This is a genomic window from Absiella sp. AM29-15 (assembly GCF_003434225.1).
Classification (GTDB): domain Bacteria; phylum Bacillota_I; class Bacilli_A; order Erysipelotrichales; family Erysipelotrichaceae; genus Hoskinsella; species Hoskinsella hominis.
On the sequence record NZ_QVFL01000005.1, the window covers coordinates 110,756 to 133,050 of the forward strand.

22 protein-coding genes are annotated in these 22,295 nt (G+C 31.8%); 17 read left to right on the forward strand and 5 right to left on the reverse strand.

The genetic code is table 11. The features are described from left to right. Position 1: 1 nt before the first annotated feature. Entirely contained in the window at positions 2–1,918 is a 1,917-nt protein-coding gene (locus DW761_RS06820; protein WP_117517028.1) for a hypothetical protein, read from the reverse strand. A gap of 13 nt (positions 1,919–1,931) precedes the next feature. Next, on the reverse strand, positions 1,932–3,353 hold the full coding sequence (locus DW761_RS06825) for an SWIM zinc finger family protein (RefSeq protein ID WP_117517030.1): 1,422 nt from the start codon (positions 3,351–3,353) through the stop codon (positions 1,932–1,934). A 153-nt stretch (positions 3,354–3,506) separates the two neighbouring features. On the opposite strand from DW761_RS06825, the gene DW761_RS06830 reads away from it, so the two are divergent. The 4 genes from DW761_RS06830 to DW761_RS06845 all read left to right on the forward strand — a co-directional run bounded on the left by DW761_RS06830 (position 3,507) and on the right by DW761_RS06845 (position 10,413). Next, complete coding sequence (locus tag DW761_RS06830; protein ID WP_158553760.1) at positions 3,507–5,750, forward strand: GH39 family glycosyl hydrolase; 2,244 nt, start codon at positions 3,507–3,509, stop codon at positions 5,748–5,750. Positions 5,751–5,902: 152 nt separating this feature from the next. Continuing rightward, positions 5,903–7,690 carry a beta-glucoside-specific PTS transporter subunit IIABC gene (locus DW761_RS06835; protein WP_117517034.1) on the forward strand — a complete coding sequence of 596 codons (1,788 nt, stop codon included), beginning with the start codon at positions 5,903–5,905 and terminating at the stop codon, positions 7,688–7,690. Further along, on the forward strand, positions 7,680–9,125 hold the full coding sequence (locus DW761_RS06840) for a glycoside hydrolase family 1 protein (RefSeq protein WP_117517037.1): 1,446 nt from the start codon (positions 7,680–7,682) through the stop codon (positions 9,123–9,125). The genes DW761_RS06835 and DW761_RS06840 overlap by 11 nt, the downstream gene beginning before the upstream one ends. A 241-nt stretch (positions 9,126–9,366) precedes the next feature. Then, on the forward strand, positions 9,367–10,413 hold the full coding sequence (locus DW761_RS06845; RefSeq protein WP_117517039.1) for a Fic family protein: 1,047 nt from the start codon (positions 9,367–9,369) through the stop codon (positions 10,411–10,413). Between the two features lie 133 nt (positions 10,414–10,546). Here the strand turns inward: DW761_RS06845 and DW761_RS06850 are convergent, their stop codons facing one another. Further along, positions 10,547–11,104, reverse strand: coding sequence for a manganese efflux pump MntP family protein (locus DW761_RS06850; RefSeq protein ID WP_117517041.1), 558 nt, complete (start codon positions 11,102–11,104; stop codon positions 10,547–10,549). A gap of 215 nt (positions 11,105–11,319) precedes the next feature. Further along, positions 11,320–12,063 carry a hypothetical protein gene (locus DW761_RS06855; protein ID WP_117517043.1) on the reverse strand — a complete coding sequence of 248 codons (744 nt, stop codon included), beginning with the start codon at positions 12,061–12,063 and terminating at the stop codon, positions 11,320–11,322. Positions 12,064–12,269: 206 nt separating this feature from the next. On the opposite strand from DW761_RS06855, the gene ispF reads away from it, so the two are divergent. Beyond that, positions 12,270–12,746 carry a 2-C-methyl-D-erythritol 2,4-cyclodiphosphate synthase gene (ispF, locus tag DW761_RS06860; RefSeq protein WP_117517045.1) on the forward strand — a complete coding sequence of 159 codons (477 nt, stop codon included), beginning with the start codon at positions 12,270–12,272 and terminating at the stop codon, positions 12,744–12,746. A gap of 232 nt (positions 12,747–12,978) precedes the next feature. On the opposite strand, the gene DW761_RS06865 is transcribed toward ispF, so the two are convergent. Then, a complete protein-coding gene (locus DW761_RS06865; RefSeq protein WP_117517047.1) occupies positions 12,979–13,308 on the reverse strand; it encodes a hypothetical protein in 330 nt (109 codons plus the stop codon). Positions 13,309–13,861: 553 nt separating this feature from the next. On the opposite strand from DW761_RS06865, the gene DW761_RS06870 reads away from it, so the two are divergent. The 12 genes from DW761_RS06870 to DW761_RS06925 all read left to right on the forward strand — a co-directional run bounded on the left by DW761_RS06870 (position 13,862) and on the right by DW761_RS06925 (position 22,040). Next, on the forward strand, positions 13,862–14,176 hold the full coding sequence (locus DW761_RS06870) for a hypothetical protein (protein ID WP_117517049.1): 315 nt from the start codon (positions 13,862–13,864) through the stop codon (positions 14,174–14,176). Positions 14,177–14,288: 112 nt separating this feature from the next. After that, entirely contained in the window at positions 14,289–14,972 is a 684-nt protein-coding gene (locus DW761_RS06875) for a LytR/AlgR family response regulator transcription factor (RefSeq protein WP_117517050.1), read from the forward strand. 155 nt (positions 14,973–15,127) lie between these two features. Next, positions 15,128–16,237: a sensor histidine kinase gene (locus tag DW761_RS06880; RefSeq protein ID WP_117517052.1), complete on the forward strand. Its 1,110-nt coding sequence runs from the start codon at positions 15,128–15,130 to the stop codon at positions 16,235–16,237. Beyond that, complete coding sequence (locus tag DW761_RS06885; RefSeq protein WP_117517054.1) at positions 16,234–16,890, forward strand: YhfC family glutamic-type intramembrane protease; 657 nt, start codon at positions 16,234–16,236, stop codon at positions 16,888–16,890. The genes DW761_RS06880 and DW761_RS06885 overlap by 4 nt, the downstream gene beginning before the upstream one ends. Continuing rightward, complete coding sequence (locus DW761_RS06890; RefSeq protein ID WP_117517056.1) at positions 16,877–17,194, forward strand: DUF1648 domain-containing protein; 318 nt, start codon at positions 16,877–16,879, stop codon at positions 17,192–17,194. The genes DW761_RS06885 and DW761_RS06890 overlap by 14 nt, the downstream gene beginning before the upstream one ends. Positions 17,195–17,330: 136 nt before the next feature. Then, positions 17,331–17,732, forward strand: coding sequence for a DUF3887 domain-containing protein (locus DW761_RS06895; protein ID WP_117517058.1), 402 nt, complete (start codon positions 17,331–17,333; stop codon positions 17,730–17,732). Beyond that, complete coding sequence (locus tag DW761_RS06900) at positions 17,729–18,103, forward strand: hypothetical protein (protein WP_117517060.1); 375 nt, start codon at positions 17,729–17,731, stop codon at positions 18,101–18,103. The genes DW761_RS06895 and DW761_RS06900 overlap by 4 nt, the downstream gene beginning before the upstream one ends. A gap of 11 nt (positions 18,104–18,114) precedes the next feature. Then, complete coding sequence (locus tag DW761_RS06905; RefSeq protein ID WP_117517062.1) at positions 18,115–18,450, forward strand: hypothetical protein; 336 nt, start codon at positions 18,115–18,117, stop codon at positions 18,448–18,450. A gap of 5 nt (positions 18,451–18,455) precedes the next feature. Next, positions 18,456–18,833 (forward strand): SdpI family protein, encoded by a 378-nt coding sequence (locus DW761_RS06910; RefSeq protein ID WP_117517064.1) that lies wholly within the window; start codon positions 18,456–18,458, stop codon positions 18,831–18,833. A 210-nt stretch (positions 18,834–19,043) separates the two neighbouring features. Then, positions 19,044–20,114, forward strand: a complete 1,071-nt coding sequence (locus tag DW761_RS06915) for a hypothetical protein (RefSeq protein WP_117517066.1) — start codon at positions 19,044–19,046, stop codon at positions 20,112–20,114. 38 nt (positions 20,115–20,152) lie between these two features. Further along, a complete protein-coding gene (locus tag DW761_RS06920) occupies positions 20,153–20,845 on the forward strand; it encodes a LytR/AlgR family response regulator transcription factor (RefSeq protein ID WP_117455010.1) in 693 nt (230 codons plus the stop codon). After that, positions 20,838–22,040 carry a hypothetical protein gene (locus tag DW761_RS06925; RefSeq protein ID WP_117517068.1) on the forward strand — a complete coding sequence of 401 codons (1,203 nt, stop codon included), beginning with the start codon at positions 20,838–20,840 and terminating at the stop codon, positions 22,038–22,040. Before DW761_RS06920 ends, DW761_RS06925 begins: the two co-directional genes overlap by 8 nt. The last annotated feature ends 255 nt before the right edge of the window (positions 22,041–22,295 follow it).

A 22,295-nucleotide genomic window follows, 5' to 3' on the forward strand; every position in this document is an offset into this window, starting at 1 on the left:
ATTAATATTCCTCACTTTCTTCAATACCGTGAATGGCACTTTCGATATAATAATACTCCCGGTTGTTGGCATTTTTACTTTTCAAATGGGATAACAGGGCGTGTAATACATGAAAAGCCTCTTCTGCTGTACAGAAACTTTCTGTAATGGCTACGATTTCATATTGATTGCATTTCGCACCTTTTAGATATGTGGTAAGATCATTGGCGATAGGAAGACCATATAATTTTTTGACATAAATATGGCAGATGGTATGCTTATTTTTTTCAAAGTATGGAAGTATGATATCTTTTAATTCCATATCATCAAGATTTGCGAGCTGAACCATAATGCGGCTGCATAAAGGCAGTTCACGACCATAAACGATTTCTTCATTCTTCTTGAAAATACCTTTTGTGACAGTCTTTTTATCCAATAATAACTCTATCCAGCGCATATCTAAGGTATCACCTAATAGAATTTCTATCGTATCCTGTTTTAAGGCATCACTTAAAAGCTTTACTTTAAATACATATTGTTTCTTATCCTCATCATACACAACATACTTCCATATATCTGCATATAATTCTCTTGCTTTTTTGACATCGATGCATTGTGTCAGACGATCATAAGCGTGTGCATAATCTTCTAAGAATAACATACGTGCATATACAGGTGTGGCGATGAGTGGATATTGTTTATATAAGGCTTCAATCATAGAAATAATATCTTCACTTCGATATTTCAGATAGGTGTGAAATAAAGTTTCCATAACATATTCTGATATTTTTAAAGGTGTCACAATCGGGTGCATAAAGTTGATTGGGTGAATATTTTCAAAGTTACGGGTGATTTTGAAAAGATGTTTATGCGAATCTCTGATTTCCCATAATGGCTGGTCATGATCCATGATCCAGGTAAGTAGCTCCATGATGGTATCCCCGGTTTTGTAGGCCAGAAGGGAAAGCAACTCTTCTAATGCATCCTCTTCATCATATGTAGTGAGTTGTGGATTCTTCATGAGATATTCCAGTTGTTCTTTTACAGTTATACATAGGCTTTGTATGATTTCTTCATGATTAGAATATAAAGCATAGTTTAAGAATTTCTTGTTTTTCTTGGTTTTTGTGAGTAGATATTCATCTACCGCATCATCACGAATACGGCTAAGGGCATGTAATGCAGCTTCTTTTAATTTACCTTTTTCACTATCTGCGATATGCATCAGATAATCACGATTACTATCATCACAGGATAAGCCCATCACGATTTCTTTTTGAATGGCAGGCTGTGCCAATGGATACATTTCTAAATAGAATGCATTTTCCTCTTTACCACCAAGCTGTACGATTAATTTGATTCTTCTCAACATTTCTTTTTTACCAGTTGGATCGAATCCATCTTTCAATAGTGGGACAATTTTCTTTCCACAGTATTTTAAAATTTCTTCATTTAAATCCGCAAGCTCAGCATAGGTATCACCTAAGTCTTGAATCACATAGGGAAGTAAACGATAGTCCTGAAATAATTCAGGATGACGAAGCCATGTAGAATGTACAATATCATAACGGCCACTGCCGGTAGTGGATAATGCCTGAATCAATGGTTTCAATTGTGAGTATTTGATATTGGTATAAGCTTTTTCCGTAAGGATAGAAATGCTTTGGGTTTCTTCTTCATATTTCCAGTCTGCCTGTGTAATTAACAAGGCATCCAAGAAGGACAGCGCTTCTAAAATGTTAGCTTCTAAATGTGCTTGATCTTCAAAGATGGCTTTACATAAAGCAGACAATTTTTGAAAGACAGGTGATTTTGCGGCCAGTGTATCTACCTTTTGTAAGATGGTGGATAATCGCTCATCACTTAATAATATATTACTACCAGCAATTAATCCAGTTTGTAAACGAGTTTGTAATTCTAATAAAATTTGTTTCAACATGCTTGTCCACCTCCTAATACAATAGGCGAACGATATGTTCGCTGCTGATGATACTCATTGGTTTTGCCAATAGCTGATGTGTTTTATGATCATAGGAAAAAATCACAAGAGCACATTGATGATGAAGCAGACCTTCTTCAGGAAGGCTGGTAAAAGCATGTAAAGAACTGCCCTTCATAGAGGATAACGTCAACATATTGCCACTCGCATCTACCATCACAAAATCATCTTTATGCTGGCGGATTTCCTCATAGCGAATTACCATGGCAAGTTCTTTATGAGCAAGCGGATTTTTTAGCTGGTTTTTCACTTCTTTCATGATTTGTTCATAATCATTTTTTGCGATATTCATGATATTGAGATAGTCCTGTGGTTGTATCTCTTCTGTGGTAAAGGCTTCATCATAACGAATCCGGCCATTACCGCTTTGTGGATATAAGTATAAGGTTGGCACAATTACTTTTTCTAAGAAACTATCCTCTTCTTTGATATATTTTGCGGCTTTTTTAGGACGGATATTGATAGTTTTATGAAGCTCTTGTAAAGGATGCACATACCAAAAGCCTTCTTCCACAAACTCTTGTAAAGCTTCGTTGTATTCAGCACGAAAACCAAGTTGAATCAGTTCTTGGTTTTCCACATAAAAACCCTGTTCTTTCAATTCATTCAGATTCCATACATGGCCAATCAATTCTTCCATGATTTTATCATCCTGTGTGATTTCTTCTTCATTGATTTTCTTATTTAAATAGGATTTCGCTTTCTTTACAATTTGATGTAACTGTACCAGTTGGGCGATGACACCATCATATACAGCATTTTGCTGCTGGGCACAGTGGGCTTCATAAATCAACATGAGAATCTGGCGCTGTATACCTGGCAGATAGTAATCATTCATCTGTTTTGCGATTGCTTCATAATCTTTTAAATTGCTGTTGGTAAATGCCGCAATTCCCATTCTTGTGATATCCTGCAGCATGGTTTCACACATTCCAAGACCCTCCAGCTGCTTGTTCCAGCGTTTTTTATTCGCTGTTTTATTTACTTTTTTTGGTTTAGCTGCTTTGTTTTCTTCTTCATCCTTTGGCTGATTACGTTTATTCAAGCGTTCTCTTTTCTTTATGATATCCTCAGGTATTTCACATACCTCAAAATCTTTACTTTTCATGATAGCGTATAAAAGGCCAATACTGTGTTTACATGGAAACTGTCGGCTAGGGCAGTTACAGCGAAAAACAGGATGTGAGGCATCCTGAAAATCCGCAGATGTTATGTAGTTTTTACTACCACTGCCACTGCATTCTCCCATATAAAATGTATCATCCGGACTATGATACAGCTTTATAAACTTTCCGCTTTGATAGATAGCTTTACCATTCTTTAAGGCACTCGCATTGACTGCCTGTTCCTCTATCCAGCTTTCTTTTAAATCCATTGATTTCCCTCCTGTCATGTTCTTTCTTCTATTTTATCATAGATGATAGATGAATTGGGTAAGGGAGTAGGAAATAATACTAGTTTTATAATTATGAATTGACGAATAAGAATTACTTTGATACCTTAATATTAAGAGAGAAGGATGAATTCTATGTCAATTATAAATCTAAGGTTTTTTAGTAGTATAGAAGAAGCAGAACAAGCAAAAGTGATGACTCTTTTTTACTTATTAAAAGGAAAAGTCAATATATCCATTCAAAATGAATCTTTTATAATGGAGAAGCAAGATATCATCGTTTTGAACAAATCACAAAGGTATAAAATATCTGGCAATCATGTAATTATGGCAAGAATTGAAATAAACGAAAGGGATTATTTAAAACTTACATCCAGTCAAATGCATAAAATACGTTGTAATACAATGAAAAATAAATATGATAATTTTGACAGATTAAGAAAGCTTTTAGATTCTTTGATTAATGCTTCCTTTGAAGAAAATTATGAAAAACTATTCTTTGAAAAATATGCTTATGATTTATTAGCATTATTATCAACGGATTTCACAGAATATATAATACGTTTAACAGGAGAAGAAAATCGTAAAGATCAAATAGAGAATTATATAAAAATGAATTATCAGAATAATATTTCTTTAGTTGATGTTTCAGAATATTTTGGATTAACGCCCCAGTATTTTTCAAAATATTTTAAAGAAACATTTAAAGTATCGTTTTTAAAGTATTTAAATGAAGTGAAAATAGAAAGTGCGCATGAAGATTTATTAAATACAGATCATACAATTATAAAAATTGCTCTTGATAATGGCTTTCCTAATGTGACATCATTTACAAAGGCTTTTGTACAGAAATATAAAGAGAAACCAAGTGACTATCGTATAAAAAAATCAGATAAATCTTACCACGAAGAGAAATTCGCTTTGAAAGAAGATGTGCAGCAATATTTACAAAATAAAGATATTGAGATTAGTGATTGTATACATAAAGTTTGTATTGAAAACCTTGAAGTACAGGCATTAAATCCATATTGGAAAAATATTTGTAATTTAGGAAATTTATCTAAATTATTAAATGGTGATTTACGAAATCAGGTTGAAATATTAAAAAGAGAATTAGGATTTGAATTTGCAAGGTTGATTTTAGATAAAGTGTCATTTGATTCGGATGTGTTCAATTTTTATGAAGAAGAAAAAGTATTTGACTTTTTGCTAGAACTACAATTTAAACAAATCATCGTTATTGATTTTCGTACATATCATCAAATAGATGGTTTTATCAAATATTTTAAAAAATTAATCAGTCATTGTATTAACCGCTATGGCATTGATAACGTAAAGCGATGGGAATATGAATTATTTTTTGATACAGTATTTACAAAAGAAAAAGCATGTTCTTATCGAAAGTTTGCGAATGAATTAAATATACTGTTTACTGAATTAAAACTTCATAAACATGTATATGGTCCAGGTTTTTTGATGGATGAAAATGGAGAAAATCTAAAAGAATTTTTAAAGTATAACAAGGATATGGAAATGATTTCCATATCGATAGCGCCATATTCTTTAACAAATAGTGACTCTGATATATTTTTAAACAGAATTACAGATGCGCATTATATATCACATCAATATCAGCTAGCAAAGAGCATTTGCGATGAAAATAATATACAAAAATTAGTCGTTTCAGCGTGGAAAAATATGCTGGTTGAAAATCATTATATCAATGATTCTAGTTATCGTGCAGCAAATATTATGAAAAATATCTTGCATGGCTATTATGATTTACCAACATTGCCAATCGATCATCCATTAGATTTAATGCTTGATAATCATAAGGAAAATAATATGTTATCTGGTTTGCCAGGAATCTTAACAAGACAGGGAGTTAAAAAGCCATCATTTTATGCCTATAAGTTTTTAAATAAATTAGATCGTAATTTTGTATATAAAGACGAATATTGCCTTGTGACCAATGATACAAACAATTATTTTGAGATTGTATGTCATAATTGTAAAGAATTAAATTATATGTTTTATTGTAATGAGAATAATGGTTTTGATATTCATTTATTGTCACAGTATTTTGAGGATACTGAAGAATTAACATTCTCTTTTAAAATTCCAGATGTAGAAAATGGTACATATTTTATAAAATCCAGATATATTAATGATGAGCATGGAAGTGCTTTAAGTAAATGGATACAAATGAATTTTGAAGATAGTTCATTTTTTGGTCCTGACGAGATGCAATATTTAAAATCTGTATCTCAACCTTCGATAAATGGGAAAAAGGTAACCGCAATCAATGGTATCCTAGAATTTACGTTTACTTTACAGCCTAATGAGATAAGACATATCCATATTATCCATTTAAATTAAAAAATAAGTGTAGATTTTTAATATCATCTATACTTTTTTTTTATGTTGTGAAGGATAGATTAAATTTTTATATATATTTTAGATAAATTTGAAAAAGATAAAGACTTTGAATTTTGAAATAATATGTATGTAAAAGATGAGGAGGAATTTATATGAATTACAAGGATTTAGCTTCAACAATTATAGAACTTGTTGGAGGAAAGAAAAATGTTAACAACGTGACGCATTGTGTTACAAGGCTAAGATTTTCATTAGTTGATGAATCATTAGCACAGACAGAAAAGATTGAAAGTTTAGACGGTGTGATTGGCGTAAAAAAAGCAGCTGATCAATATCAAGTAATTATTGGAACTGCGATTGAGGATGTGTATAAAGAAGTAGAAAAGATGATAGATCATCAAGAAGAACATCAGAAAGCTCATAAAAAAATAACTGTGAAAGGCTTAGCAAAAGAAGGCTTAGATACGTTGGTAAGCTGCTTTACACCTACGATTCCCGTGATTGCAGGTTCAGGTATGATCAAAGTGTTGTTGGTAGTATTATCTAGTTTAGGATGGATGAGTGCTGAGTCAAGTACATATGCTACATTATATTTAATCGGTGATGCAGTATTCTATTTCTTGCCATTTTTCGTAGCATTTAATGCAGCAAAGAAAATGAAAGTAGATATTTTCCTTTCCATGACATTAGCTGCAATACTTCTACATCCTAATTTATTAGCATTAGGAGAGTTATCAAGTTATTCCGGGTTCTTTGGATTAGGTTTACAAATATTAAATTATAGTACACAAGCATTGCCAGCTATTTTCGCAGTATGGCTGTTGAAATACGTAGATAAATTTGCTGACAAAGTTAGTCCAAATATTGTAAAAGTATTCTTACGTCCTATGATTTCATTATTAATCGTTGCCCCTATTATGTTGATTTTAATTGGTCCGGCATCATCTGTTGTTGGTGATTGGTTCGCTGCTCTTGCTAAAATTATGATGGACTGGGGTTGGCTTGCTGTTGGAATTAATGCAGCTATTTTCCCATTAATGGTTTTAACTGGAACACATAACGCTACAATTCCTTTTATTATTCAATTATTCGCAACACAAGGATTTGATCCTATTTTTCTACCATCAGGTATGGCAGCCAATATTGCAGAAGCTGGTGCTGCTGGGGCAGTTGCTTTTAAAACGAAGAATAAAGCACTCAAAGGAACTGCTTTATCTGCAAGCTTTTCCGCTTTATTAGGTATTACAGAACCAGCATTATATGGTGTAAATTTACGCTTGAAAAAACCATTCATTGCTGTTTTATTAGGGGGATTACTAGGTGGATGTTATATTGGCTTTATTGGATTAACGGCACCTACTTTTGTAACACCTAGTTTAATTACCATACCTGTATATATCGGAACCGGAGTAAATTTCCTTATAGGATTATCAAGCATTCCAGTTGTATTTATTATCACATTTATCATCACTTATTTATTTGGTTTTGAAGATATAGAAGATGAAGATGATATCAAAGTTGCATCACCTGTTAAAGGGGAAATTATGGAACTGGATAAAGTCAATGATGAAGCATTTTCCACAAAAATGATGGGAGAAGGTTTTGCAGTAAATCCAACGGAAGGAAAAGTAATTGCACCTTTTAATGCTCAGGTTACATCATTATTCCCTACACATCATGCGATTGGCTTAACATCAGAAAATGGTCTTGAAGTATTGATTCATATTGGAATAGACACAGTGAATTTAAATGGAAAATATTTTGATACAAAAATCAAACAAGGAGATTATGTTTCAAAAGGAGATACTTTGATTGCATTTGATTTAGACGCTATAAAAAAAGAAGGATATGATACAACGACCATGATTGTAGTAACAAATACAAAAAAATATAAAAATATCGCATTAAATATGAAAGAAGGAATCTTACATGTTGAATAAAAAATTCCCTAACAACTTTTTATGGGGAGCTTCAACTGCAGCTAATCAAATTGAAGGTGCGTGGCAAGAAGATGGTAAGGGAATCAGTGTCATGGATACACTGGCCAGTGATTTTACAAAAGGTATGCGCATAGAGGTGGATTCACCATTTGAAGAAAGATATTATTCATCGCATAAAGCAATTGATTTTTATCATCATTATAAAGAGGATATAAAAATGATGGCGGAAATGGGATTAAAAGCCTATCGTATGTCTATTGCATGGACTAGAATTTATCCTAATGGGAATGATGCTGCACCTAATCAAAAAGGTTTGACATACTATCATAATATTTTTAAAGAATGTAAGAAGTATAACATAGAGCCAGTTGTTACAATCTCTCATTATGAACCACCATATGAACTTGCTAAAATAGGTGGTTGGACAAATCGGGAAATGATTAATCACTATATAAAATATTGTAAGACATTATTTACAGAATTTAAAGAGGAAGTAAAATATTGGATAACATTTAATGAGATAAATTGTACATTAGTTCCTTTTGGAATACGGACAGCTATTGGATTAAATGCCTGCATGAAGGATTCCATCAATAATGATCATACACGATTTCAAGCATTGCATCATCAGTTTGTAGCTAGTGCAAAGGCAGTGAAATTAGCACATGAAATGAATGAAAACTTTAAAGTAGGGTGTATGATTGCCACAATGACAGCCTATCCTCTTACTTGTCATCCTGATGATGTTTTTGCGACCTTGCAGCATCAACAAATGAGAAATTATTTTTGCAGTGATGTTATGATACGTGGTTATTATCCAACTTACGCAAAAAGATTTCTTGAAGAAAATCAAATAGATCTTCTAATACACGAGGAAGATATGGATATTTTGAAACAAGGGTGTGTTGACTTTTATTCATGCAGTTACTATCAAACGTATTGCATTAGTGGCAGAGGTGAAGGAGAAGGTGTTGCTAAAGAAAAAGCAGCAGGAAATCTAATTTCAGGATTAGGCTTAAAAAATCCATATTTAAAAGCAAGTGAGTGGGGTTGGCAAATTGATAGTACAGGACTTCGTTATCTATTAAATACATTATGGGATCGATATCAAAAACCAATCATGATTGTTGAAAATGGATTAGGCGCAAAAGATGAATTAGTAAATGGGGAAGTGCATGATGATTATCGCATAGCTTATTTGAAAGAACACATCAAAGCTTTAAAAGAAGCTATTTGTGATGGCGTTAATGTCATAGGATATATGCCATGGAGTGCGATTGATCTTGTTGGATTATCTACCGGAAGCATTGAAAAAAGATATGGTTTTATTTATGTAGACATGGATAATGAAGGAAATGGGACATTAAAAAGAATACCAAAAAAATCTTATGATTGGTATAAACACGTCATTGAAACGAATGGTGAAGAATTATAATTTCATTATTCATTGCTGGAAACCTGTATATATTACAAATATACATCATGTTGTTATAGAAGCATATATTAAATTTATGCTTCTTTTCTGCATATGGTTTTATAAAACTATGCAGTAAAACCATAAATTTGACTGCTTTTCTGCATATAGTTACAAAAAGCTATGCAGAAAGATAATGATTTTAATTGACTTTCTGCATATAATTATATAAAATGTATGCAGAAAGAGCAGGTGGATAAATATGAGAACATTTGATTATTCATTTTTGAAAAATGGATTATTACCAGCAAATCTTATTAATCTAACAACCAATATAGCAGCATTAAAAACAATGGCAGGAGTGCGTAAAGATGATAACATAAATGTGTTTACAGCACTAGAAGCTGTAGCAAAAGTTCAATCTGTTAAAAGTTCCAATGCAATTGAAGGTATTATCACAAGTGATGATCGTATTGAAGCTATTGTTAATCAAAACAGTGCGCCTTTAAATCATAATGAAGCAGAAATTGCAGGGTATAGAGATGTATTAAATGAAATTCATTTAAATTATGATCAAATAGATTTTACAGAAAATGATATATTAAGATTACATCAAAAAATGTTATTACTGACTGGTTCTGAATTTGGCGGGAAATATAAAAAATTAGATAATGTGATTCTAGAAACAGATGCATCAGGTAATCGACATGTTAGATTTAGGCCAGTGCCAGCAAATGAAACAAAACAAGCAATGGAACAATTAGAGTTGGCCTATATGGATGCTCGAAATAATATAAATGTCAATCAGCTTTTGTTAATTCCGTGTGTTATATTAGATTTTTTATGCATCCATCCTTTCACTGATGGTAATGGAAGAATGTCAAGATTATTATCATTACTCTTGTTATATAAAAATGGTTATGATGTGGTTAAGTATGTATCTTTTGAAGAGCAAATCAATAATTATAAAGCATATTATTATGATGCATTACGAAAATCATCAGAAGGATGGAGTAGTAATGAAAATAACTATTTTTATTTTATTGAAAATTTCTTGTCCACCCTCTATATGTGTTATAAAGAACTAGATAAAAGATTTGCGACAATGAATACAAAAAAAGTATCAAAAAAAGCAAGAATTGAGGCAATCGTGCTAAATAGCTTAATACCAATTTCTAAGGCAGAAATATGTAGAATTTTACCTGACGTTAGTCCAACTACTGTAGAATCAGTTTTAGGAAATATGGTGAAGACTGGATCAGTAAAAAAAGTTGGGAAAGCAAAGCTAACCAAATATATTAAAGCATAAAGCAATTATATGCTTTTTTTTCTGCATATAATTTTATAAAACTATGCAGAAAAACCATGAATTTGGCTATCTTTCTGCATATAGTTACAAAAAACTATGCAGAAAGAAAAAGATATCCTTAAGAAAGATATCTTTAGAAAAATAGATGTTCAATCAAAATTTTAGTACCAATACCAATTAAGATGATACCACCAAGAATGCCTGCATATTTTTCAAGAACACCACCTAATCGATTGCCGATCACAACAGCGATAATGCTTAATACAAAAGTGGTAATACCGATAATGGAAGCTGCCAGCCAGATATTTACCTGAAGAAATGCAAAGCTAATGCCTACGGCTAGAGCATCTATAGATGTCGCAATTGCTAACACGATAATCGTAGATAACGTTAAGGAACTATCAACATCCTCTTCACCTTTAACGGCTTCTCTTATCATATTAAATCCGATGACTGCCAATAAACCAAATGCAATCCAATGATCGACACTTGAAATTAATTCTTGAAAATAACTTCCTACCCACCATCCGATTACGGGCATACCAGCCTGAAATAAACCAAAGAAGAATCCAAGGATGATCGCATATTTCCAAACTTCCTGTTTCTTCATTGTCATACCTTTTGCGATACTTACCGCAAAGGCATCCATACTCAATCCAATACCAATCATAAAAATTGAAATTACACTCATATCGTTTTCCTCCAAAAATAAAACGAGACTCAACGTGAAAAATCCACGCATAAGTCTCGTTATTTACTGTTTAAGCCAGATTCACTATGAATCATTATGTTGACTTAACAACTCTTTTGAGCTAACTACTCCCTTAGGCTTGTCTATCATAACAAATAAAATAATAAATTTCAACACTAATCTAAAAAAACACCTGCTTTTACACAGGTGTCTTGCTATTTAACTTCTTTAAACTCAGAGAAATCTGGGAATGTCAATGCTTTTCCTTTATTGATATCGTTGAATTCAATTGTAATTTTTCCACTGATTGGTTCATCTTTTCCACTAGCATTTTTTTGTGTACCTTCAAAATCAATGACAGCTTTTGTGATAAAATCATCCTGACGTGTTGCTGTTAGATTAAATTTAGAAATTGTACTGTCTTTTACATTTGCTGTAGCTGCAATTTCGCTGCTTTCTGCTTTTTTTGCGATATTATTTACTTTATCGGCGTCTAATTCTAATACTAAAGAATCACCTTTTAATTCAGCTTTTTTCAAATAAGGCTTGATTTCATCTTTCTTTAAATTGAACTTTTCAAACTTTGTTTCTTCCTGTTCAATTTCTGTTGCAGGACTTTTGCCTTTTATACCCATCATATCATAATAAACAACGTTATCTTTCATATACAGTTTCATGAAACCATCCATTTTCTGTCCTTCTGATTCCATATCCACAACAGCTGTAAATGAAGGTTTAGCAGTATCTGCCAAATAACCGCCAGAGATTTTTAAAGTTGCAGTTTCTTCTCCACTTTTTGCATCCATTCCCATGGAATACGTTGCAGTTTTCATTTCCACAATTTTGTTTAAGGATGTTTCTAATGCATCTAATGCTTTATCCTGTACTTTACTGCCACTACATGCTGCCATAGAAAATAATAATCCGGCACTACATATTAAGGTTAATAATTTTTTCATAAATGTCTCCTTTTCATCCCTTTGTGATTTTACTATATCATAAACTTTCACATATGAACATGATTTTTTTAAAAATTAGATTTTTATATTTTACAAACATGTTATTGTACGAATTAAGATATCCATTTCCAAATAGGAAAGCTGAAAAAGCATTTGCAAAAATAATTCGTTTCTTGTACACTAATGCTAGAAAGGTGGTAATAATCATGTTTCGTATAGGACAATCCACGGATATACATCAATTGGTAGAAGGAAGAAAACTTATCATCGGGGGTGTGGATATTCCACATACCAAAGGTTTATTAGGGCATTCCGATGCGGATGTGCTAACACATGCAATCGCAGAAAGTATTTTGGGAGCTTTAGCATTGGGAGATTTAGGAAAACATTTTCCTGATACAGATCCTGCATATAAAGATATGGATAGTATCTGGATGCTTGGCAAAGTGCATGATATGATGACAGAAAAAGGATATCGTATCAATAATCTTGATGCACTTGTTATGATTGAACGACCAAAGATGGCACCCCATATTGAAGCTATGCGCAAGAATATTGCGAATGCTTTACATTGTGATCTGGAGGTAGTATCTATCAAGGCAACTCGTGGAGAAAAGATGGGTTTTGTAGGTAGAGAAGAAGGCGTGCAGGCACAGTGTGTAACCCTTTTAACAAGTATTTAGCTAGTAGGACTGTTGTTTATGATCAAAAGTTACAACCTCTACATAACTAAACAATCAGTAAAATATATATTCCATTAATGGAACAAATATCAGATACCTATGGAAATTAAGATTCTTTCATAGGTCTTTTTATTACACCACTTTATAAAAAAATCAGTATAGCCAAAAATGGGTATACTGATAACAAAAGATATAAGATTTGATTCATCATTTACATGTATAAATGTAAAAACTATTTGTTTTCATGTTTGCTAAATAATCCTCCATTGTACTTAAATGAAAAATAGATTAGCAGTATTATACCAATTATTACAAATCCTAATCCAATTTTATCACCTAAATTTTCGTTCACTGACATATTTACTAAGGGCATAGATAGCACACCTACTGCTACAACAAAAATAGAGAAACCTGTAGCTTTTTCATATGCTTTTATATCTTCCTTAAGTACATTAGCATAATGATACTTGTGGATTAAATCAATTTTTCCTTTAAATGCTATCAAATATGCCACAAAAACTAAAGCGATTCCTACTATTATAGCAATTATATTTTTTTCCATTTTTTCTCCTTGAGTAGTTTTTATAAAGGATTTTCGCCTTTATATTTACCTGAAGTATATCACTTTCTAATTACATTTTAAAGTAGATTTGTTTTCAATTTTAATATTCTATAATTATAATATCTTAGATATTTAGATAAATATATATATCAATATAGCATATATTTTGTTTACTATGTAATGACTATATGTATGTTGTGCTTCCAGTATAACGGATAATGTCGTATTCAGCAGCATATTTTCCATTTTTTTATACTTTAGGTGTACAAGCAAAGAAGCTATCCTTTAATTTTTCATGAAACAAACAAAAGATGAAATGTAAATGATATAATGGAATAGAGGATGGTTATTATGAAAAAGAAAATAAAAATCACAATAGGCTGTATCATCACATTAACTTGCCATTATCGTTATCATATATTCCTTAAGCTTAATGAATGGGAAACGATATCAAAAAATGAATATGTCACCATCTCAAATATGCGAAACTTATTATTTAAACCAAAAACTTATAGAAAACAATAAAATAACGTTTACTAGAGTTTCAGAAAAAATGAAATCATATAATCAAATAATCTGGCATCAGGATGAGCAACAACTCGAATTGAATTTAGGTTATGCTATACATATACCAAAAAAAGATATCCTGGAAACAAAGGATATACAGACAGAATTTGGACTAATGGAAATCATCATTTGTAACGATAATATATATAAGGAAAGAAAAGAGATTGTTTTTAATTTTCAAACACATGATATAGCGTATAGTGGTACCTTTCAAAGGATGGAGGATACAGAGCTGCTGTCAGAGGAGGATATTCCTAAAATCATAACGATGTTGAAAGAGTGTATACTAACTGAAACATAAAGGTCCTATAGGATCTTTTCTTTTATACGTTTTTTGCTTTACCTCATGCATAGATGGTTGTATAACGAACATTGAAAAGATATAATAAAGGCAAGAAAGCAGGGGACAACACATGAAGATAGCATTATGTGACGATGAATTTACAATATTGGAAGAACTAAGTACACTGTTGAAAGATATGGGACATGAGGTGGATTGTTTCCATGATCCAAGACAGTTGTTAGATAAAAAATATCCGCTATACTTTTTAGATATTGGGATGGAAGAAATGAATGGGATAGAAACTGGAAATCAGTTGAGAAAGCTGTATCCAAACTGTTGTATTGTCTATCTCACAAACTTTGATGATTATCGAGCGCAGGCTTTTGGCGTACATGCGTTTGATTATCTAAAGAAACCAATTCAAAAATCAGATATAGAAAGGGTTTTGCAGGATGTGAAATCGATGGTTACACAAGTGGAAGTATTATGCAGTTTTCATACAAAAGATGGTGTATTACAACTTCCTACTGATGATATTCTGTACTTTGAATTCTTAGGAAGGAATGTGATTCTGCATACTTTGAAACAGGAATATATCATGAGTAAAAGCCTGCATGAAATTGCGGGTGAGATGAAAGATTATGACTTTGTTATGCCACATAAAAGTTTCTGTATTAACTTAAAGCATGTAAAACTTTTAAAAGGTTATGATATCACGATGATCAATGGTGATTTGATTCCCTTATCGCAAAAGCGAAGTACCAGTTTCCGAAGTGAATTAAACGATTATTTATATCGTCAGATTAAGAGGTAATACTTATGAATATATATGTATTTACGTATCTTTGTTCCTTTTGTGCATGCTGTATCACATCATTTGTGATTCTACATCATATCGAATGGAAACAAAGTGGCTGAAAGTTTTTTATCGTACTATTTATCAATGCCGCAGTGCTGGCAATCAGTGCTATGAGATACTATCCCCTCAGTAAAAGTGTCATGGTGTTATTCGATGCCCTCTTGTTATATCCTTTCACGAATCGTAAAAAGCCACTGCGCAATATCATGGGATTTGTGATGCTGCTGGGATTATATGAGTATATGTCTTATCCGATTTCCATATATATTTCGGTGTTTATCAATCATGTGGTTACCTTGAATAAATGGTCGATGGCAATAACAATCATTTCTCCACAATTGCTGATTTTATATGCCTATTGGCTGTATCGTCGTTTATCAATTAAAACCAATAAGAAAAAAAGTTTATCCGAAGCATTGTTTCAAATCGTTGTCATTCCATTATTTACCTTTGTGAATTATCAGGCAGTATTGATGATGTGTGCGTATTATTTACAACCGGTTATGATCTGTTTAGTGATTATGGATATGGCTTTTGTGGTATTGTTAGATATTTATCTGTTTTATCTGTTTGAGAAAATCAAAGAAAATGTCATGTTGAAAGAACAGGCAATTCGTTTAGAAGAAATGGGAAAGATGCAGTATACGTATTATCAGAAACTGGAAGAAAAGTATGATCAAAGTCGTGGAATCATTCATGATATGAAACGCCATATGCAAGTATTAGAAAGCAAGGAACTCCCAAAAGAAAATGTGGAGCATTATATTGGGGATATGAAAGAACTGTTGAATAACTATTCACATACGGTGTACAGTTCTCATCCAATTATCAATGTGATCTTACATGAAAAAATTGATGAAGCCAGAAACGATGGTATTGAAGTAACTTGTCAGATTGCGCCAATTGATTTTAGTTTTATGAAAGAAATTGATGTGACGGTTATCTTCGCTAATCTATTAGATAATGCCATTGATGCATGTGAAGAAACGTTAGGAAATAAATTTATTCATATATGTATTGATCAGATTCATGAGTTTATCGTCATTGCGATCAGCAATTCCACGAAAGAATTTAAGGATATAGAAAAATCAAGCAAACCGGGGCATGCCGGACTTGGTTTGAAAAATGTTGCTCAGACGTTAGATCACTATGGAGGAAATATGCAGGTGACATCTGAAGAACATGAATTTACTATTCACCTGTATATCCCAAGGACATGAAAACAGCAATTGTAATTTTGGTTTGTTTCTTAATGCCCATCCTGCTCACAATCTGTTTATCCAGAAAACAGAAAGGATTATGGGTATCATTTGTGGTGGGTATGCTGGCATTTGTGATATCGCAGATGGTATTGCGTTTACCTTTATTAAGTATCATGACGCAACAGCGATCCATATCGCTTTTCACATTGAAACATCCTGTTTTATACATTCTTATATTAGCATTCACAGCTGGTTTATTTGAAGAAACAGCAAGGCTGATTGGATTTCAATGTATCAAAAAGAAGCATGCTTCGATCTATGATGCATTTGCATTTGGATTAGGACATGGTGGTATAGAAGCGATGTTGCTAACAGGAATACCTTTATTGAGTGTATCCACAGATTTATCAAGCGTATTACTGGCATGTGGAGAAAGAATACTTGCGATTGCATTCCATGTGGCCATGTCAATCATTGTCTGGTACGGTGTGAAAGAACATAAAAATTACTATACTGGATTGGCAATTGTCCTTCATATGCTGCTTGATTGTTATGCGATATTAGGCAATCAGACATGGGTGATAGAGGGATATATTCTTATTCTTACAGTCATTGTTTGGATTGTATTATATCAAACGATTATAAAGCGAGTCAGATATGAAAACATTTAAAAAAACGATCGGCATATGTGGGTGGCTAGTTTATATCGGTTTTTATGTTTACGTCTTATATATATGGAAGGATATTCCTGAACAAATTGGTTCACATTTCAATTTTCAAGGAGAAATTGATAAATTTGGGCCTCGTTCTTCCTTATATATTATACTGATTGTGATTGCGTTTCTTTATATGATGATGTTAGCTGTGGAACGTTTTTCATGTTCATGGCATTCAACATTAGAAAGACAAAAAGAGAATATGACGATGGCTGTACAATGCTACATCGCCTGTATGAATATATCATGGTTTGTTTGATATATGTATTTCAGCATTCCATACATGTAACGCCACTTTCTTCATTCTTTATGCCGGTTTTTATATCAGGTTTATCCATATTATCTATATGTATGGGAATATATATGCTGCATAGCAGCAGGAAAGGAAAACGTTTATGAAAAAGATTTTAAGTATTTGTTTGTGTTTAGGATTATTATTAGGAGTCAGTGCATGCAGTAAGCAGGATAGTAAAAAAGATGACTATGACGAAGAAAAAGTCGTAGCACTTGCTACGGATATCATCAATGAAATGAATAATGGGGAATATCAGAAAGTCTTAGATCGAGGTAGTAAAGATGTGAAATCTGTTGGCACAGATGCCTTGAAAGAAGGGATGGATACGTATGTAACACCGTTAGGCATATTCAAAAAAATAGGAGAACATGATTGTATCGCAAAGGATGGTAATGTTACAATTGGCATCATTGCAGAGTATGAAAAAGGGAAGGTACAGTATACCTTATCATTTGATCAAGACGATGTGATGACAGGCATTTACATGAAACCGGTAAAATGAAAAAGTTAGTATTATTAATTTGTTTGATCTGCCTGTGTGGATGTTCATCAAATGATATACCAAAAGAAAAAAAAGAAGAACTAAAACAAAAATCACTTATGTTAATGGAATATCTACAAAAAGGCGAATATGAAAAAGTTGGAAAAGAAGTTTCTCTGGCAGTGGTTGGTTTAGATGCGGAGATATCGCGTCATGAATTTAGTAAGGTACCTGATGTCTATGGTGAATTTCAAAATGTAGACAAAATAAAAATGATGAGAATAGAATCAGGATATCAGGTAATTGTATTTATCAATTTTGAGAATTATAAGGCAGAATATTCTTTTGCGTATGATGAAAATGGCAAAGTTCTGGGAATATACTTTAAGTGAGGCGAAGATTTATGAATATCGTATTAGATTTTATTATGTTATTTTGTTCTAGCATATTTTTTGCGATTGGCATCTATGCTTGGCGTAAAAAAGAACCGATGTGGTTTTTCTCTGGCAGTGAAGAAGAAATCAAAGCTGAACATTTTCATGATATAGAAGAATACAATCATAAAAACGGGATGATGTGGGGGATGTATGCAATATTCAGTGCTATCCCTTATCTGTTATATCGTTTTCATTTAATCAGTATACAAAGTTTTGCGTTTTCCACGATTATCATATATAGTATAGGGATTGTGATTATGACAATCTATTGGACATATTTACACAAAAAATATACGGGGTGAAATATATGGTTGTAAAGATTACATTGTTCGTATGCAGTATGCTGGTGCCACTTACCATGATAGGCTTTGGATATTATTTCTATCGCCATGCACCAAAAGAAATCAATGATATATTTGGATATCGTACAAGCATGTCTATGTTGAATGAAGATACATGGCAATTTGCGCATCATTATGCAGGAAACCTGTGGCTGAAATGGGGGATTGCTTTATTGGTTTTTACGATAATATTTATGTTATGGGTATTTCAAATGGATGAAGAGCGGATGTCCATCATGAGTACTATCTTTATGTGTATACAAATAATACCTTTAATTGCGGCAATTATACCAACAGAGAAAGCATTAAGAAAAACATTTGACAAAGAAGGCAATCGAAAATGAAGAAACGTGTGTAACTATAAGCTGCACACGTTTTTCCTATTTATTCTATAATATTTCCCATTTATATATATTCATCAATCAATCAATGTTATACTAAATATAGAAAAGAAGGCAATGTACATAAATCATAGATGCCTATTGGCATCCATATGCAGAGGAATGATTTTATGTTGTTAACCTATGTTAGAATCATAAAGGAGGGAAGTAGTTATGTTTGAGAAAAAGAAAAGCTACATGATATATATAATTGTTTTCGTCTTGATTATATGTGCAGGAGCGATTTTTTACTTTGGTAATCAGAAAAAGGCGGGTTTAGAACCTAATGTGTATTTCAGTTTACTTGATATCAATGAAAAAAATTATGAAGAACTTCCTGCGGATATTAAAAAGAATATCTCGGATGTTTCACAAGTCAGAGTATTAAAAATCAGCGTGGATTATCATCAGTATGAACAAATAGATTCCGTAAAGCTTACAATGGATTTTCATAATATTCTTGATTCACAAACTATCACACAGCTCTCATTAAAAGATTTCAATAATACAGTACCATTTCAAAAAAACAGTGATTTTGTGGATTTCTATTTGTTAGATTTTCACACAACAGATGAACAGAAAATAACAGAATTATCAAAAAAGATCACATGTACATTACATTTATATGATCAAAAAAATAAAGAGATACAAAGCACAGATTATCAAATGAGTGATTATTTAAATGGAACACAAAGTGAAACAGAAAATTCCAGCTATCGTATGGTTTCATATGATGAGGTGGTAAAACAACTTGTAAAGTTATCCAGAGAAAGTGAAGAAGAAGTTGAACAGCATCTTCAAAAAGCAGAAACTGAGGGAGCAAATCTTAGTCATGAGGAAATAAAAAAAGAATTAGAGAACACACAATATGTAATTGCGAAAGCTTATGATTTTCCTGTATTAAAGAATGTATATCGACCTGGTGGATTATATATTATTGGAGAAGGCAGGCAGCATCATATTGATAAAATATTGTATGTAGCACTTGATTGCGTGAATATTGAAAATGGTTTGATATCATTAAAAGAGAAGGCGTTTGCTGGACAAATAAGCCTTATGTTTGAATCTAAGAATCAAATACGTTTCTTTATCCATGGTGATTTTTATAATCAGGGCAATTATACATATAATGGGTGGACACAACTGATCCCCGGAGAACAAGCAGCCATAGATTATCAAATAGATAATTCTAAAGAACCATTCTCTGATATCATCTATTCAGGTATTTGGAATATATCCAAGTAAAAATGAAGTAATACAATGAAACGAAGGAGGGAATATGAATGAAAATCGCAGTGATTGATGATAATACATCTATATGTAAAAAAATCACTTATATATTAAGTCCCTTTGAAGAATTTCAAATAACTACGTTTTCATCTATTGCGGCATATGAAGCTGATGAATGTTTTTATGATTTATTGTTATTGGATATAGAATTGCCAGATGAAAATGGTATTGCATATATTGAAAATGCACCTGTGAAGCATAAACTTGTGATTTATATCTCATCACATGAAGAATGGATGGTTGATTCCTTTAATCCCAATGTCATTGGGTTTATAGGCAAAAATGTTTTAGAAGAAGCTTTATTACCTAAAGTGAAAAAGGCGAAAAAGTATTTAGATAACATGAAACAGTATGATTTTGTGACAATGGATGGAAATATAAAAGTATATGAGAATTCTATTTTAGAAATTTATCTTGATTATACTTCTGTTTATTTAAATTTACAGAATGAAAAGAAACCTATACGTTTAAATTTGCGTTCTTTAAAAGAATTAGAGAATCAAAAGCTTTCCGATAATTTTATTAAAATTAATCGTCAGACAATTATTAATATTCAAAAGATACAACAAGTGCTTAGTAAAGAGCATAAAGTATTGCTGATTAATGGAAAGGAATATGCTGTCACAAGAGGATTTTGGAAAGATTTTATCATAAGGTATCAAGCAAAGAGGTATTTATATGATTGAGTTTCTATCTGAATTTTGTTTACATATCATTGATTTTATATGTTTTCTGTACATGTATCATATATTGGAGAATGAGAAAATAAATAAGAAAAAATTTATTGGAGGAGTACTTGTTTTTGCGTTATTTTGGCATGTTATAGAAATGATGGATGCATCGAGGGTTTTATTGACAATCTGGAATGATGTTTTTATCATTCTTTCATTATTGGTGTATATGAAAAAATTCAAAGTGCAGGATATCATGAATGCATTCACAATAGATGCTGTTTTTCGTGTGTCTGTTTCACTTTTCATGGCTCTTGGGAAAATTATTCATATAGATATTGCTTATACAAATTCACTGGGACTATATCAATTTTGTTTTTTCACTATTTTAAAAATATTAATGGTTATATTTATGTGGCTGTTTATACGTCAATTTAAAAAACTACAGATTAACATGACAATGAAATCTTATAATATTTTTATAGGCAGTTATCTTATCTGTATTTTGATTGGTGCTACAATCATGCAATTATCAAAGAATAATGATATATATGTCAAAGTTATGTTTATCCTGCTTTTGATTGCTTTATTTTCATTTTACTTTGCAGTTGAATATATTACGATCATTATTAGAAAATATCAGACTATGAAAATGGAAGAAATTATGGATATAGAAGAAAAACAAATTAATGAGATGATAGAAGATCAGAAAAAAACGATGAAATTTATTCATGATACAAAAAATTTATTCATAGATATCGAAAGTTCTATCGATCAGAATCAATTAATAGAGGCAAAAGATTTAATAAAGAACTGGTATTATTTATATGGAACATCTTATGTGACAAAAATTTGTCGCAACAGTTACATTGATGTTATATTGCGTCAGAAAATAGAGTACTATCAGAATATTCATTTCAACTTAAAAATACAAGTACCAGAAAATATACCAATGAAAAATAGAGATTTACTTTCTGTACTAATGTTATTGCTGAATTACTTTTGTGAAAACGTAAAGAACGAATTGGATATCAGTATTTGTGGCAATCATAACGAGTTATCTATTTGTATGAAAGGAATGTGTCATAAAATATTAACGGAAAACAGTGTGGAATATCAAAACATCAAAATGATTGTGGAAAAATATAATGGCAATATTGTCTTGATACAGAATAAAGATTTTGAATGTAGAATCATGTTATTTTTCTAATGTTGTTGGCTGTAAAATAAGCGATTGCGGCTTATCGAGCATCTAAAAACCTTAAAATCAGCATCTTTAACATTTTAGACTTTTATCCTATGAAAATAACCACAAGTAGAATCATAGAATTTCTAAGCAGTGTCATGTTCTTTCTATACTTTTATATCAAAACAAATGTAGCTTTTGGCTTTACATTTATTGTAACCTTATTTACATTTTCTGTGTTTTTCTATTATTATTTTTTTAGAAATTTAAGTGATTGAT